The sequence below is a fragment of the Pseudomonas sp. TE24901 genome, assembly GCF_054058375.1.
In genome coordinates this window covers 556,788-569,045 of sequence record NZ_JBSSAF010000001.1, presented here as the reverse complement: position 1 = coordinate 569,045, position 12,258 = coordinate 556,788, and the positions used below count along the sequence as shown (strand labels likewise).

The following is a 12,258-nucleotide window of genomic DNA, read 5'->3' as shown; positions in this document are numbered from 1 at the left end:
ACCTGGGGCGTTGCCATGCTAGGGAGCGTCGTGCCGGGTGCGGTGGTGCTTATCTAAGGCGGGTACTCAGCGCAGCTCGCCGCACAGGTCCAGTTCCACCAGGCGGCGGACTGTCTGGGTGTCGAGCCCGCTGCTAAGCAGCGCATTGAGCTTGCCGAACGCCGCTTCGCGGGTCATGCCACCACCGGACAGCACACCAACGCCGCGCAGGCGGCTGCCGGCTTCGTAGACATCCAGCTCCACGCCGCCCTCATGGCATTGGGTGATCGCCACCACCACAATACCCAGTTCCTGGGCGCGCTGGAGGCTGGCGAGAAAGCCTGGATTGTCACTTGGGCCGGTGCCGCTGCCGAAGCATTCGAGAATCAGGGCCTGGATGCCGCTGCCGATCATGGCGTCCAACTGCGCAGCGCCAATACCCGGCACCAGCGGCAGTACACCGACGTTGGCCAAGGCTTTGGGCTGGCGATAGTCCAGGACCGGGGGAAGGGTATCGGCACGGGCCGCACCGCCTTGGCGATTCAGCGCCGCGAACGGGTTGCGGCCGAAACTGCGGATCTTCGCGCAGCGGGTCGGCGCGATCATCGCGCCGTGGAAATGCAGGTGCACACCCGGCGTCAGGCCTGTGCCCAGTGCCTGCAAGGCGCCGCTGACGTTTTCCCACGCATCGCTGTCCGGCACGCCGGCCGGCAACATGGAACCGGTGAACACCACCGGTGCCGGCAAGCCCAGCAGTTGGAAGCTCATGGCGGCCGCGCTGTAGGCCAGGGTGTCGGTGCCGTGCAGGATCAGCACGCCATCGCAGCCCTGGTCCACCGCATCGATCACGGCGATGCGCAGGCGCTGCCAGTAGGCGGGCGTCATGTTGGCGCTGTCGATCAGCGGGGTCATTTCCTGGAAGCGCCAGGCGGGCAATGGCTGGCCGGCAAGCTGTTCGCGCATGCGCGCTTCGAAACCGGATGCGGGGGCCAGGCCGTTGGCGCTGGCCTGCATGCCGATAGTGCCGCCGGTGTAGAGCACCATGACGTGGTTGGATGCTGACATTGAGATTCTCCTGAACGAAAAACGCCGCCGGGCCCAGAGCATGCCCAAGGCCGGGCGGCGTGTCACTGCTTAGCGTTTCAGCGTTGCGTTTGAGCGTTCAACTCTGCCGACACCGCCACGTCCGGTTTCACCGGGTTGGCCGGCCAGGCCTTGAGGTCCAGGTCCAGGTCAGGGAACTGGCTGGAGTCGAACACCGGGGTCTTGATCCCCGCTGCACGCTGGTTGTCGTAGTCGTTGAGGATGCGCATGGCGATCTTGAACAGGAATGCCAGGGCGAACAGGTTGACGAACGCGAGCATCGTCATGGTGATGTCGGCGAAGGCGAACACGGTGCTCAGGTTCTCGATCGAACCCCAGAAAATCAGCGCCAGCACCACCGCACGGTAGGCCATCAGCATCTTGCGGTTGTTGCCCACCAGGAAGCGCAGGTTGCTCTCGCCCAGGTAGTAGTTGTACATGATCGACGTGAACACGAACAACGCCAGGGCTACGGAGATGAACATGCGGCCCCAGTCGCCGACTACAGCAGCCAGGGAGTTCTGGGTCAGGGCAATGCCGTCGCCTTCAAAACCCGGGGTGTAGAAACCGGACAGCAGGATCAGCAGCGCGGTGCAGGTGCAGATCACGAAGGTGTCGAGGAACACGCTGAATGCCTGGACCACGCCTTGGGCGATCGGGTGTTCTACGGACGCGACTGCGGCCACGTTAGGCGCACTGCCCAGGCCGGCTTCGTTGGCGAACACGCCGCGCTTCACACCCATGATGATCGCGCTGCCAACAAGGCCACCAAAGGCCTGGTCGAGGCCGAAGGCGCTCTTGACGATGGTCGCGAGCATGGCCGGCACGTGGTCGAACTGCAGCACGATCACGTAGAGGGTAACGGCGATGTAGATCAGGGTCTTGACCGGTACCAGCAGGTCGGCGATCGAGGCGATGCGCTTGATCCCGCCAATGAACACCATGCCCAGCAACACGGCCAGGGCCAGGCCGGTGTAAGTGGTGTCGAGGCCAAAGGCGCTGTTCAGCGAGTGGGTCACGGCGTGGGCTTGCAGGCCGTTGAAGGCGAAACCGAAGGTCACCAGCAACAGGAACGCGATGACCATGCCCAGCCAGCGTTTTTGCAGGCCGTGCTGGATGTAGTAGGCCGGGCCGCCACGGAAGGTGCCTTCGGCATCGGTGCGTTTGTACAGCTGGCCGAGGGCGCATTCGATAAAGCTCGACGACATGCCCACCAGTGCGGTGACCCACATCCAGAACACGGCACCCGGGCCACCCAGAGTCACGGCAATGCCGACACCGGCAATGTTACCCGCACCTACACGACCGGCCAGGCTGAGCATCAGCGCCTGGAACGAGCTGAGTTGGTCGGAGCTGTTCTTCAAGCTGTCGCGAAACACCGAGAACATGTGGAAGAAGTGACGCAGTTGTACGAAACGCGAGCGAATCGTGAAATAACCGCCGAGCCCGACAATGAGCACGATCAGTACTTTCCCTGAGAGGAAGTCGTTGATGACTTCGAGCATGGAGTGTTCCTCGCTGATTTTTCTAATGGCAAACGCAGGACGGTCCGACGCATCGCTCAGCACCAGGCAGTGCACGACGCTTGGAACCCAATCCTTTTGCGGGTGTTGTTATTCATGCGCTTTCGCGTTGTGTCCGGGCCTCGTTACCGACGGCCGCAGGCGCGAAGAGGGGCGGCACTATACCTAGGCAAGCGTGATCCGTCTGCACGGGGCGATTAAAGGTTTCAGCCGAGCTGTGGCGGGGGTAGTGGGTTTGCAGGGCGATATTGGATTTTTTATAAGCGTCATTTCACAACCTTGAGGCAAAAAAAAGGGCCTGAAGAACGAGCCTTCAGGCCCTCAAAAGGTGAGAGGTGTCTAGTCCCTCAACCTGGTGAGCGGTGCAACAAACGCTTAGGCCTTCAGTGGAACCAAGCGTGGGGCAATCATGTTTTCGGGGCGCAGGATGTCGTCGAGCATGGCGTCGTCGAGCAAGCCTTCTTCGCGCACCAGTTCCAGCACGCCGCGGCCGCTTTCAAGGGCGATGCGGGCGATGCGGGTGGCGTTTTCGTAGCCGATGTACGGGTTCAGCGCGGTGACCAGGCCGATGGAGTGCTCCACCAGCTCGCGGCAGCGGGCTTCGTTGGCGGTGATGCCGGTGATGCAATGCTCGCGCAGCATGTCCATGGCGCGTTGCAGCAGGCGGATCGAGTCGAAGATCTTGAAGGCGATCAGCGGCTCCATCACGTTCAGTTGCAGTTGGCCGCCTTCGGCTGCCATGGTCAGGGCCAGGTCGTTGCCGATCACTTGGAACGCCACTTGGTTCACGGCTTCCGGGATCACCGGGTTGACCTTGCCGGGCATGATCGAGCTGCCTGGCTGGCGTGCCGGCAGATTGATCTCGTTGATGCCGGTGCGTGGGCCGCTGGACAGCAGGCGCAGGTCGTTGCAGATCTTCGACAGCTTCACGGCAGTACGCTTGAGCATGCCGGAGAACAGCACGAAGGCGCCCATGTCGGAGGTGGCTTCGATCAGGTCGGCGGCTGGAACAACCGGCTGGCCACTGATGACGGCCAGGCGTTGTACGGCCAGGGCCTGGTAGCGCGGGTCGGCGTTGATGCCGGTACCGATGGCGGTGCCGCCCAGGTTCACTTCGGTCAGCAGTTCTGGCGCCAGTGTTTTCAGGCGGGCCAGGTCTTCACCCAGGGTGGTGGCGAAGGCACGGAATTCCTGGCCGAGGGTCATCGGCACGGCGTCTTGCAATTGGGTGCGGCCCATTTTCAGCACGTGGCTGAACTCTTCGCCTTTGGCGGCGAACGCCTGGATCAGGCTGTCGAGGCTGGCCAGCAGCGCGTCATGGCCCAGCAGCAGACCCAGGCGGATCGCGGTCGGGTAGGCGTCGTTGGTCGACTGCGCCATGTTCACGTCGTTGTTGGGGTGCAGGTACTGGTATTCGCCCTTGTTGTGGCCCATGGCCTCCAACGCGATGTTGGCGATGACTTCGTTGGCATTCATGTTGGTTGAAGTGCCAGCGCCGCCTTGAATCATGTCCACCACGAACTCTTCGTGGAAATCGCCGCGGATCAGGCGGGCACAGGCTTCGCTGATGGCCGCGTGCTTGGCTTCGCTGAGCTGACCCAGCTCGCGGTTGGCGTCTGCCGCCGCTTGCTTGACCATTGCCAGGCCGACCACCAATTTCGGGTAATGCGAAATCGGAACACCCGAGAGGCGGAAGTTGTTCACCGCTCGCAGGGTCTGGATGCCGTAATACGCTTGAGCCGGTACTTCGAGTACGCCAAGCAGGTCTTTTTCTGTGCGGAAAGATGCAGCGGAGGACATGACGGAAATCATCTCGATATGGACCCGGAACTGGCCGGAACGCTGCGAATGCTAGGCTTGTAGAAGTTTTTGGGCCAATGCTGTTAAGCACTAACCTATGCACAAACGGCATAATATGCGTGTGACCCGGTTATCATGGCGGGCGTGTGTGCCAAAATGGTGCGTACCCGTGGGAGGAACTGATGAACCTTGAGAGCAAATGGCTGGAAGACTTCAGCGCCCTGGCGGCGACGCGCAGTTTTTCCCAGGCGGCAGAGCGGCGCTTTGTGACCCAGCCGGCGTTCAGCCGCCGTATCCGTAGCCTGGAAGCGGCGTTGGGGCTGACGCTGGTCAACCGGTCGCGTACGCCAGTGGAATTGACGGCGGCGGGCCAGCTGTTCCTGGTGACGGCGCGCACCGTGGTCGAACAGCTGGGTGAAGTGTTGCGCCATTTGCATCACCTGGAAGGTGGGCAGGGCGAGGTCATGCAAGTGGCGGCAGCGCACTCCCTGGCGCTGGGCTTCTTCCCGCGCTGGATCGCGCAACTGCGCAACGAAGGCTTGAACATCGCCACACGGTTGGTGGCCACCAACGTCGGTGATGCTGTGCACGCCCTGCGCGAAGGCGGTTGCGACCTGATGCTGGCGTTCTACGACCCGGATGCGGCCATGCAGATGGATGCCGAGATTTTCCCTTCGCTGCACCTGGGCAATACCGAAATGCTCCCGGTGTGTGCCGCCGATGCCGACGGCAAGCCGCTGTTCGACCTGGAAGGCGAGGGCAGTGTGCCGCTGCTGGCCTACAGCGCCGGCGCGTTCCTTGGCCGTTCGGTGCACCTGCTGCTGCGCCAGCGTGCGCTGCGCTTTACCACCGTGTACGAAACCGCCATGGCCGACAGTCTCAAGAGCATGGCCCTGGAAGGCCTGGGCATCGCCTGGGTGCCACAGTTGAGTGTGCGTGCGGAGTTGGCGCGCGGTGAGCTGGTGGTATGCGGCGGTCCGCAATGGCACGTGCCGCTGGAGATCCGCCTGTATCGCTGTGCGCTGGTGCGCAAGGCGAATGTGCGGTTGTTGTGGCGCAAGCTTGAAGGTGGGGCGGCCAGCGCAACACTGTGAACGGCGGATGAAGCCCGGGGCAATTGTGACCTGTTGAAATTGACTGGGAGGGTGGCTCAGTCGAATTTATCAAGGTATTTGCGAATGTTTTGTTTGTTCGCGTCGGAGTAGTTCAAATCATTGCCGCGCAGAACGGACTCGCCGTTGTATTTCATAAACGTATCATTCCACCAACCGTTATAAGTGATATCCGCGTCCTTGCGCGTTGCGCCCAGCAAAAGTCCAAGTGCGTGCGCTGCGCCTCGAGGATTGTTGTAAGAAGTCATTCCAAACTCATGGCCGGAGTCGGCCTTGGCAGGTTCGCTGAAGCTTAAATGGGCCGGTGTTACGAATAACGTTTTCTGCAGCTCGGGCTTTTTCGATTTGTGGTTGTGACCTGGGTTCTCGTTTCTGTTCCAGTGCTCGCGAAGGCCGCGCTCGACATCATTGTCGGATTTGTAGTTGAAGTCGCGCATTTTGGGATCGCGGATCACATTGATGACAACTTCTCGTCCTGAAATCTTCTGAATATGCTTTTTGGCCAACGCCAAATGAGTTTGCTCGAATTCCTGTTCGGCGACATAACCCAAATCTTTGTGGAAAACTACATTTACATGAATCGGTTGTTTGGGGGGGCGCTTGGATTTTTCCGTTATTGTTGGGGTTCCTTGTGAAGTGATTCGATAGAAGTCGAAGATGGAATTAGCGCTCACGGATATATCCCTCGTGCTTCGTGTTGAAAATTAAGTAGCCAGGGACAAGCGTATAATTTATGCGTTTTCATGAAGTATTAACTTATCTGAACAGTTAGTGGGAAACTGTGTCTGGTTTTGTAAGTTTTTGGTTATTCGTGTGGCGTATTTAATGGGTTTAAATAGAAATTGGCTGACTTTTGAGTCAGTAAATCGTCTTGAGCGATACGCTAGACAGATGGTCATGCCAGGGGCTGTTTATCTTGATTATTACGGTATACTGCGCGGCCTTCGGCCGGTCCAACCGGCCAAATTTCGTACAACAAGCCACGCCGGATTTCCCGCGTGGCTTGTTGTTTTTTGACGCGCCTGCGGGCGCCCAGAGAGAAGAGGCACGACGATGAGTGCATTGGTTGGCGTGATCATGGGCTCCAAGTCCGATTGGTCCACCCTTAGCCACACCGCCGATATGCTGGAAAAACTCGGCATTCCGTATGAAGTGAAAGTGGTCTCTGCCCACCGCACCCCGGATCTGCTGTTCCAGTATGCCGATGAAGCAGAATCCCGTGGCATCGAGGTGATCATCGCCGGTGCCGGCGGTGCGGCGCACCTGCCAGGCATGTGTGCGGCCAAGACCCACCTGCCGGTACTCGGCGTGCCGGTGCAGTCGGCGATGCTCTCGGGCGTGGACTCGCTGTTGTCCATCGTGCAGATGCCGGCCGGTATCCCGGTGGCCACCCTGGCAATCGGCAAAGCGGGCGCGATCAACGCCGCGCTGCTGTCTGCCAGCATCCTGGGCGCCAAGCACCCGCAGTTCCACGCGGTGCTGAAAAAATTCCGTGCTGAGCAGACAGACAGCGTGCTGGACAATCCAGACCCACGCATCGCCTGAGGTTGTTGACGATGAAAATCGGTGTAATCGGTGGCGGCCAACTGGGTCGCATGCTGGCCCTGGCGGGAACTCCACTGGGGATGAACTTCGCTTTCCTGGACCCGGCGCCGGACGCTTGCGCGGCTGCATTGGGTGAACACCTGCGTGCTGACTACAGCGACCCGGACCACCTGCGTCAACTGGCGGACGAAGTCGACCTGGTGACCTTCGAGTTCGAAAGCGTCCCGGCTGAAACCGTGGCCTTCCTGTCGCAGTTCGTGCCGGTGTACCCGAGTGCCGAAGCCTTGCGCATCGCCCGCGACCGCTGGTTCGAGAAAAGCATGTTCAAGGACCTGGGCATTCCGACCCCGGCCTTCGCCGATATCCAGTCCCAGGCAGACCTGGACGCGGCCGTTGCCAGCATCGGCCTGCCGGCCGTGTTGAAAACCCGCACCCTGGGTTACGACGGCAAGGGTCAGAAAGTCCTGCGCACTGCGGCTGATGTGGTCGGTACCTTCGCCGAGTTGGGCAGCGTTGCCTGCCTGCTGGAAGGCTTCGTGCCGTTCACCGGTGAAGTTTCGCTGATCGCCGTGCGTGCCCGCGATGGCGAAACCCGCTTCTACCCGTTGGTGCACAACACCCACGACAGCGGCATCCTCAAGCTGTCCGTGGCCAGCACCGACCACCCGTTGCAGGCCCTGGCCGAAGATTATTCCAGCCGTGTGCTCAAGCAGCTGGATTACGTGGGGGTGATGGCGTTCGAGTTCTTTGAAGTCGACGGTGGCCTCAAGGCTAACGAAATCGCCCCGCGTGTGCACAACTCCGGGCACTGGACCACCGAAGGCGCCGAGTGCAGCCAGTTCGAAAACCACCTGCGGGCGGTGGCGGGCTTGCCATTGGGCTCCACGGCCAAGGTCGGCGAGAGCGCCATGCTCAACTTCATCGGCACCGTGCCTGCGGTGGAAAAAGTCATCGCCATCGACGATTGCCACCTGCATCACTACGGCAAGGCCTTCAAGGCCGGGCGCAAGGTAGGTCACGCCAACCTGCGCTGCAAGGACCGTGCGACGCTGCAGGCGCAGATCCTCAAGGTTGAGGCGCTGATCGCCGAGCAATAAGCCGAGTCCGACGGGAACCATTCGGTAACCGTCGTCCTCTGATTGCAGGATGCCAAAGCCTGACTAGGCTTTGGCATAGTTCACTTCATTCAGAGGGAAATGCCATGGGTATCATCGGAACCATCTTTATCGGCCTGATCGTCGGCCTGCTGGCGCGTTTCCTCAAGCCAGGCGACGACAGCATGGGCTGGATCATGACCATCCTGCTGGGTATCGCCGGTTCCCTGGTCGCCACCTACGGTGGCCAGGCGCTGGGTATCTACCAGGCGGGCCAGGGCGCGGGCTTCATCGGTGCACTGATCGGTGCCATCGTGCTGCTGGTGATCTACGGCCTGATCAAAAAGAAATGATCTAAGCGACAAAGCCCTCTGCGCTGCGCAGGCGCAGAGGGCTAGAATGCTCGCCACCTGTATTTGTCGAGCCTCTCCATGCGCCGTCTTCTGTTGACTCTTCTCTTGCTGGGTTCCGGCCTTGCACACGCCGGCGAATTGCCGGAAACCGACTGGCTCGACCTGATGCCGCTGTCGGATCAGAAAGCCCTCGAGGCCATGCCCGAGATTGATCACAACTCCCCTGAAGCCCAAGGCACGTTCACCGAAAAAGGTGGCTTGAAACAAAGCAAAGGCTTGCCGGCGGTGATGTACTCCACCAAGACCGTGGCCGCCATGAACGGCAAGAACATCCGCATTGGTGGCTACCCCGTTCCGCTGGAAACCGACGCCAAGGGCCGCAGCACCTTGTTCTTCCTCGTGCCGTACCCGGGCGCCTGCATCCACGTGCCGCCACCGCCGCCTAATCAGCTGGTGCTGGTGCGCTACCCCAAGGGCTTGAAGCTGGATGATATCTACACGCCGTTGTGGGTGACGGGCACGTTGAAGGTGGAGAAGGTCAATAACGACCTGGCGGACGCCGCGTATGCGCTGGATGCGGGGAAGGTGAGGGTGGTGAAGGAGTCGGATCTCTAAAACCCAACACCTATCAATGTGGGAGCTGGCTTGCCTGCGATGCAGGCACCTCGGTGTATCAGTGTCACCGAGGCGATGCTATCGCAGGCAAGCCAGCTCCCACATTTGGATCGGGTTTACAGCGCGATACTGGTGATGCTCACGCCCAAGGTGTGGTGTTGGCCTGGTGCCAAGGTCACCACATCATCCAGCACATTCGCCGTTTCGATGCACAGCATGCCTTGCCAGCCATCATCGGCCATGTCGTCGAACGCCTTGGCGCGTTCGGTCCACGGGTTCCAGATCACGGTGGACTTTGAACCCTCGGCCGTGAGCTGGAGGCGGCGCTGCCAGTCTTTGTCGACGATGTGCAGTTGCGCCGGGGTGTCGAGGTAGATGCGGTCGGTCTCGGCGGTGAAATGCAAGAGGCCGGACTGCGTCTTCTCGGCCCAGCCATCGGCGGTGTCGATATACGCCAGCCCGTCCAGGCCTTCTACCTGCACATTGCGCACGTCGCTCACGGCGAAGTAGGTGTGCAGCGCCTGGCTCAGGGTCACGGTCTCGCTGCCACGGTTATGGCTGGTCAGGCGGATGTGCAACTGGTCGTCCAGCAACAGGCTTAGCGTCAGGTCGACTTGATGGGGCCATCCCGGGAAGCCGCCCGCCGGGACTGGAAGCGCCAGGTCCACTCGCAGCGCTTCGCCTTCGAATGCGGTCCCGGCCAATTCCCAGAGTGCTGTACGCACAAAGCCATGGGCGCCGGCAGGCCGTTCGCTCTGGCGCATCGCCTTCACGCTCTGCGGGTTGCGGTCGAATACACCGAACCACGGCCAGCACACCGGTACGCCGGTACGAATGCCCTTGCCTTGTTTGAACACCGCCTCAGGGTTGGGCCAGATCAACGGCTGTTCGCCTTCGCGCCGGTAACTGAAGATGTGCGCGCCTTGCTGGGCGATCATCAGTTCGGCGCCGTCGTGGCGAATGCGCCAGCAGTCCAGCTCGTCGATTTTCACGGTTTCAACGTGGGGCACAGGCATACAAAGCACTCTTTATGGCAGGCAATGGGGCAATTGACCGTCAAAACCCAATGAGGTTTAACGTGCGCGCGACGGAACCGAACGCGTGCGACCGCTGCCATCGATGGCGACGAACACGAACACCGCCTCGGTGACCTTGCGCCATTCGCTGGACAGCGGGTCATCGCTCCACACTTCGACCATCATCTGGATCGAGCTGCGGCCGATTTCCAGGGCCTGGGTATAGAAGGACAGCTGCGCGCCCACTGCCACCGGTACCAGGAACGCCATGCGATCGATGGCCACGGTTGCCACGCGACCGCCTGCAACTTTGCTGGCCATGGCGGTGCCGGCCAGGTCCATCTGTGCGACCAGCCAGCCGCCGAAGATATCGCCAAAACCGTTGGTTTCACGCGGGAGCGCGGTGATTTGCAGGGCGAGATCGCCTTGCGGGATAGGATCTTCTTGTTCGAGTTCGATCATGCCAAGGGTGCCTCTGACCCGTAACGCTTCATGGGTATTTCAAGTGGATAGCCGTCTTCGAAAAAAACGTTTCAGCACCAACATACACCGCGTGATGCGTTTCTCGTAAGGCGTACTAAAGGGAAACTCTGCCAAATCGGCTGGATGGCACCCAACGACGTTTTGGCACAGCAGCCCCTCAAGACAGCGGGTTTGGCGCTTGCAAGGGCCGAGTATATCGAGACGCTGGCGTCGCGACGACCTCCCAGCGTTCATTTGGTCGCCAAATCCCAGCTGTAATGGGGCTTTTTCCGGAAACTGTGCTCATGGCACGGAATATTTGCAGGGCGTGGGGTGTTGTTCCGGCAAGTACCCGTCTTTATAGAGAAGCCTTGCCGATGTCTACTTCTGCGCCCCTCGTGCGCTCGCTGACCCGCAGCGACTACAAAACCCTGTCGCTGTCCGCCCTGGGCAGTGCCCTGGAGTTCTATGACTTCATCATTTTTGTGTTTTTCGCGGCGGTGGTGGGCAAGCTGTTTTTCCCACCGGACATGCCTGAATGGATGCGCCTGGTGCAGACCTTCGGCATTTTTGCGGCCGGCTACCTGATCCGCCCCCTGGGCGGCATCGTCATGGCGCACTTCGGCGACCTGCTGGGGCGCAAGAAGATGTTCACCCTGAGTATTTTCCTGATGGCATTGCCGACCCTGGCCATCGGCTTGCTGCCGACGTATGCACAGGTCGGCCTGCTGGCGCCGGTGTTGTTGCTGTTGATGCGCATCATCCAGGGCGCGGCGATTGGCGGCGAGGTGCCGGGCGCGTGGATTTTTGTGGCCGAGCACGTGCCAGCCAAGCGGATTGGCTATGCCGTTGGTGTGTTGTCGGTAGGCCTGAACCTGGGGATTCTGCTGGGTTCGCTGGTCGCTACGGGTATCAACGGTGCCTACAGCCCCGAGCAGGTGGCCGATTATGCGTGGCGTATTCCGTTTCTGCTGGGCGGGGTATTCGGCTTGATGTCGGTGTACCTGCGTCGCTGGTTGCATGAAACGCCGGTGTTCGCCGAGTTGCAGCAGCGCAAGGCATTGTCCCGTGACGTGCCGCTGCGCACGGTGTTGCGCGAGAGTCGCGAGTCGATTGTGTTGTCGATGTTGATGACCTGGTTCTTGTCGGCGGGTGTGGTGGTGGTGATCCTGATGACGCCCGCCCTGCTGCAAGGTGTCTACCATGTCGCCCCCAAGGTGGCGTTGCAGGCCAATAGCCTGGCGATCATCAGCATGGCGCTGGGCTTGGTGATTGCCGGCAAGTTGTGCGACCGCCTGGGCGCTGGCCGGGTGCTAGTGGTTGGCTGCTTCGGCTTGATGGTGACGTGCTGGGCGCTGTACGCCAGCCTGGCTGGCCATCCGCAGTGGCTCTTCCCGTTGTACATGCTGACCGGGCTATTTGTCGGCACGGTGACCGCAGCCCCCTTCGTCATGGTGACGGGCTTCCCGGCGGCCGTGCGTTTCAGTGGCCTGTCGTTTTCCTACAACCTGGCCTATGCCGTGCTTGGCGGGCTGAGCCCGGTGTTTGTGTCGCTGTTGCTCAAGGAGAGCCCGATGGGCCCGGCCTACTATGTGGCGCTGGTGTGCGTCATGGGCATGGGGGTGGGTGGGTACCTCTGCAAGCGCGGGCGCTAAGCAACGCTGTGCTTTTGCGGG

Annotated in this window: 12 protein-coding genes; 6 read left to right on the top strand and 6 right to left on the bottom strand. The window is 60.8% G+C overall.

The features are described from left to right. Nucleotides 1-66: 66 nt before the first annotated feature. The 3 genes from ACVWVP_RS02635 to aspA form a co-directional block, all read right to left on the bottom strand. Nucleotides 67-1,044, bottom strand: a complete 978-nt coding sequence (locus ACVWVP_RS02635) for an asparaginase (RefSeq protein WP_457404427.1) — start codon at nt 1,042-1,044, stop codon at nt 67-69. A 77-nt stretch (nt 1,045-1,121) separates the two neighbouring features. Continuing rightward, entirely contained in the window at nt 1,122-2,567 is a 1,446-nt protein-coding gene (locus ACVWVP_RS02630; RefSeq protein ID WP_178920433.1) for an alanine/glycine:cation symporter family protein, read from the bottom strand. Between the two features lie 393 nt (nt 2,568-2,960). Next, nucleotides 2,961-4,385, bottom strand: coding sequence for an aspartate ammonia-lyase (gene aspA, locus ACVWVP_RS02625; protein ID WP_178920431.1), 1,425 nt, complete (start codon nt 4,383-4,385; stop codon nt 2,961-2,963). Nucleotides 4,386-4,567: 182 nt separating this feature from the next. Here aspA and ACVWVP_RS02620 point away from each other — a divergent pair, with 182 nt between their 5' ends. Continuing rightward, nucleotides 4,568-5,479: a LysR substrate-binding domain-containing protein gene (locus ACVWVP_RS02620; RefSeq protein ID WP_178920429.1), complete on the top strand. Its 912-nt coding sequence runs from the start codon at nt 4,568-4,570 to the stop codon at nt 5,477-5,479. Between the two features lie 56 nt (nt 5,480-5,535). On the opposite strand, the gene ACVWVP_RS02615 is transcribed toward ACVWVP_RS02620, so the two are convergent. Beyond that, nucleotides 5,536-6,171, bottom strand: coding sequence for a hypothetical protein (locus ACVWVP_RS02615; RefSeq protein WP_457404426.1), 636 nt, complete (start codon nt 6,169-6,171; stop codon nt 5,536-5,538). Nucleotides 6,172-6,550: 379 nt separating this feature from the next. Between ACVWVP_RS02615 and purE the strand changes: the two genes are divergently transcribed. The 4 genes from purE to ACVWVP_RS02595 all read left to right on the top strand — a co-directional run bounded on the left by purE (nt 6,551) and on the right by ACVWVP_RS02595 (nt 9,104). Continuing rightward, nucleotides 6,551-7,042, top strand: coding sequence for a 5-(carboxyamino)imidazole ribonucleotide mutase (gene purE / locus ACVWVP_RS02610; protein ID WP_003176980.1), 492 nt, complete (start codon nt 6,551-6,553; stop codon nt 7,040-7,042). Nucleotides 7,043-7,053: 11 nt separating this feature from the next. Continuing rightward, nucleotides 7,054-8,139, top strand: a complete 1,086-nt coding sequence (locus ACVWVP_RS02605; protein ID WP_176994505.1) for a 5-(carboxyamino)imidazole ribonucleotide synthase — start codon at nt 7,054-7,056, stop codon at nt 8,137-8,139. 104 nt (nt 8,140-8,243) lie between these two features. Then, on the top strand, nt 8,244-8,489 hold the full coding sequence (locus tag ACVWVP_RS02600) for a GlsB/YeaQ/YmgE family stress response membrane protein (protein WP_017253508.1): 246 nt from the start codon (nt 8,244-8,246) through the stop codon (nt 8,487-8,489). Nucleotides 8,490-8,567: 78 nt separating this feature from the next. Further along, nucleotides 8,568-9,104, top strand: a complete 537-nt coding sequence (locus tag ACVWVP_RS02595) for a DUF3299 domain-containing protein (RefSeq protein WP_259172406.1) — start codon at nt 8,568-8,570, stop codon at nt 9,102-9,104. 116 nt (nt 9,105-9,220) lie between these two features. Here ACVWVP_RS02595 and ACVWVP_RS02590 read toward each other — a convergent pair whose 3' ends face one another. Both ACVWVP_RS02590 and ACVWVP_RS02585 read right to left on the bottom strand, forming a co-directional pair. Further along, on the bottom strand, nt 9,221-10,120 hold the full coding sequence (locus ACVWVP_RS02590; RefSeq protein ID WP_457404425.1) for a D-hexose-6-phosphate mutarotase: 900 nt from the start codon (nt 10,118-10,120) through the stop codon (nt 9,221-9,223). Between the two features lie 57 nt (nt 10,121-10,177). Continuing rightward, nucleotides 10,178-10,582, bottom strand: a complete 405-nt coding sequence (locus tag ACVWVP_RS02585; protein WP_003176975.1) for an acyl-CoA thioesterase — start codon at nt 10,580-10,582, stop codon at nt 10,178-10,180. 377 nt (nt 10,583-10,959) lie between these two features. On the opposite strand from ACVWVP_RS02585, the gene ACVWVP_RS02580 reads away from it, so the two are divergent. Next, nucleotides 10,960-12,237, top strand: a complete 1,278-nt coding sequence (locus ACVWVP_RS02580; protein ID WP_457404424.1) for an MFS transporter — start codon at nt 10,960-10,962, stop codon at nt 12,235-12,237. Nucleotides 12,238-12,258: the final 21 nt, after the last annotated feature.

Excerpts from the sequence above, each read along its gene's own strand:
- ACVWVP_RS02635 (WP_457404427.1), bottom strand. The coding sequence starts at position 1,044 with ATGTCAGCATCCAACCACGTCATGGTGCTCTACACCGGCGGCACTATC.
- ACVWVP_RS02630 (WP_178920433.1), bottom strand. The coding sequence starts at position 2,567 with ATGCTCGAAGTCATCAACGACTTCCTCTCAGGGAAAGTACTGATCGTG.
- aspA (WP_178920431.1), bottom strand. The coding sequence starts at position 4,385 with ATGTCCTCCGCTGCATCTTTCCGCACAGAAAAAGACCTGCTTGGCGTA.
- ACVWVP_RS02620 (WP_178920429.1), top strand. The coding sequence starts at position 4,568 with ATGAACCTTGAGAGCAAATGGCTGGAAGACTTCAGCGCCCTGGCGGCG.
- purE (WP_003176980.1), top strand. The coding sequence starts at position 6,551 with ATGAGTGCATTGGTTGGCGTGATCATGGGCTCCAAGTCCGATTGGTCC.
- ACVWVP_RS02605 (WP_176994505.1), top strand. The coding sequence starts at position 7,054 with ATGAAAATCGGTGTAATCGGTGGCGGCCAACTGGGTCGCATGCTGGCC.
- ACVWVP_RS02600 (WP_017253508.1), top strand. The coding sequence starts at position 8,244 with ATGGGTATCATCGGAACCATCTTTATCGGCCTGATCGTCGGCCTGCTG.
- ACVWVP_RS02595 (WP_259172406.1), top strand. The coding sequence starts at position 8,568 with ATGCGCCGTCTTCTGTTGACTCTTCTCTTGCTGGGTTCCGGCCTTGCA.
- ACVWVP_RS02590 (WP_457404425.1), bottom strand. The coding sequence starts at position 10,120 with ATGCCTGTGCCCCACGTTGAAACCGTGAAAATCGACGAGCTGGACTGC.
- ACVWVP_RS02585 (WP_003176975.1), bottom strand. The coding sequence starts at position 10,582 with ATGATCGAACTCGAACAAGAAGATCCTATCCCGCAAGGCGATCTCGCC.
- ACVWVP_RS02580 (WP_457404424.1), top strand. The coding sequence starts at position 10,960 with ATGTCTACTTCTGCGCCCCTCGTGCGCTCGCTGACCCGCAGCGACTAC.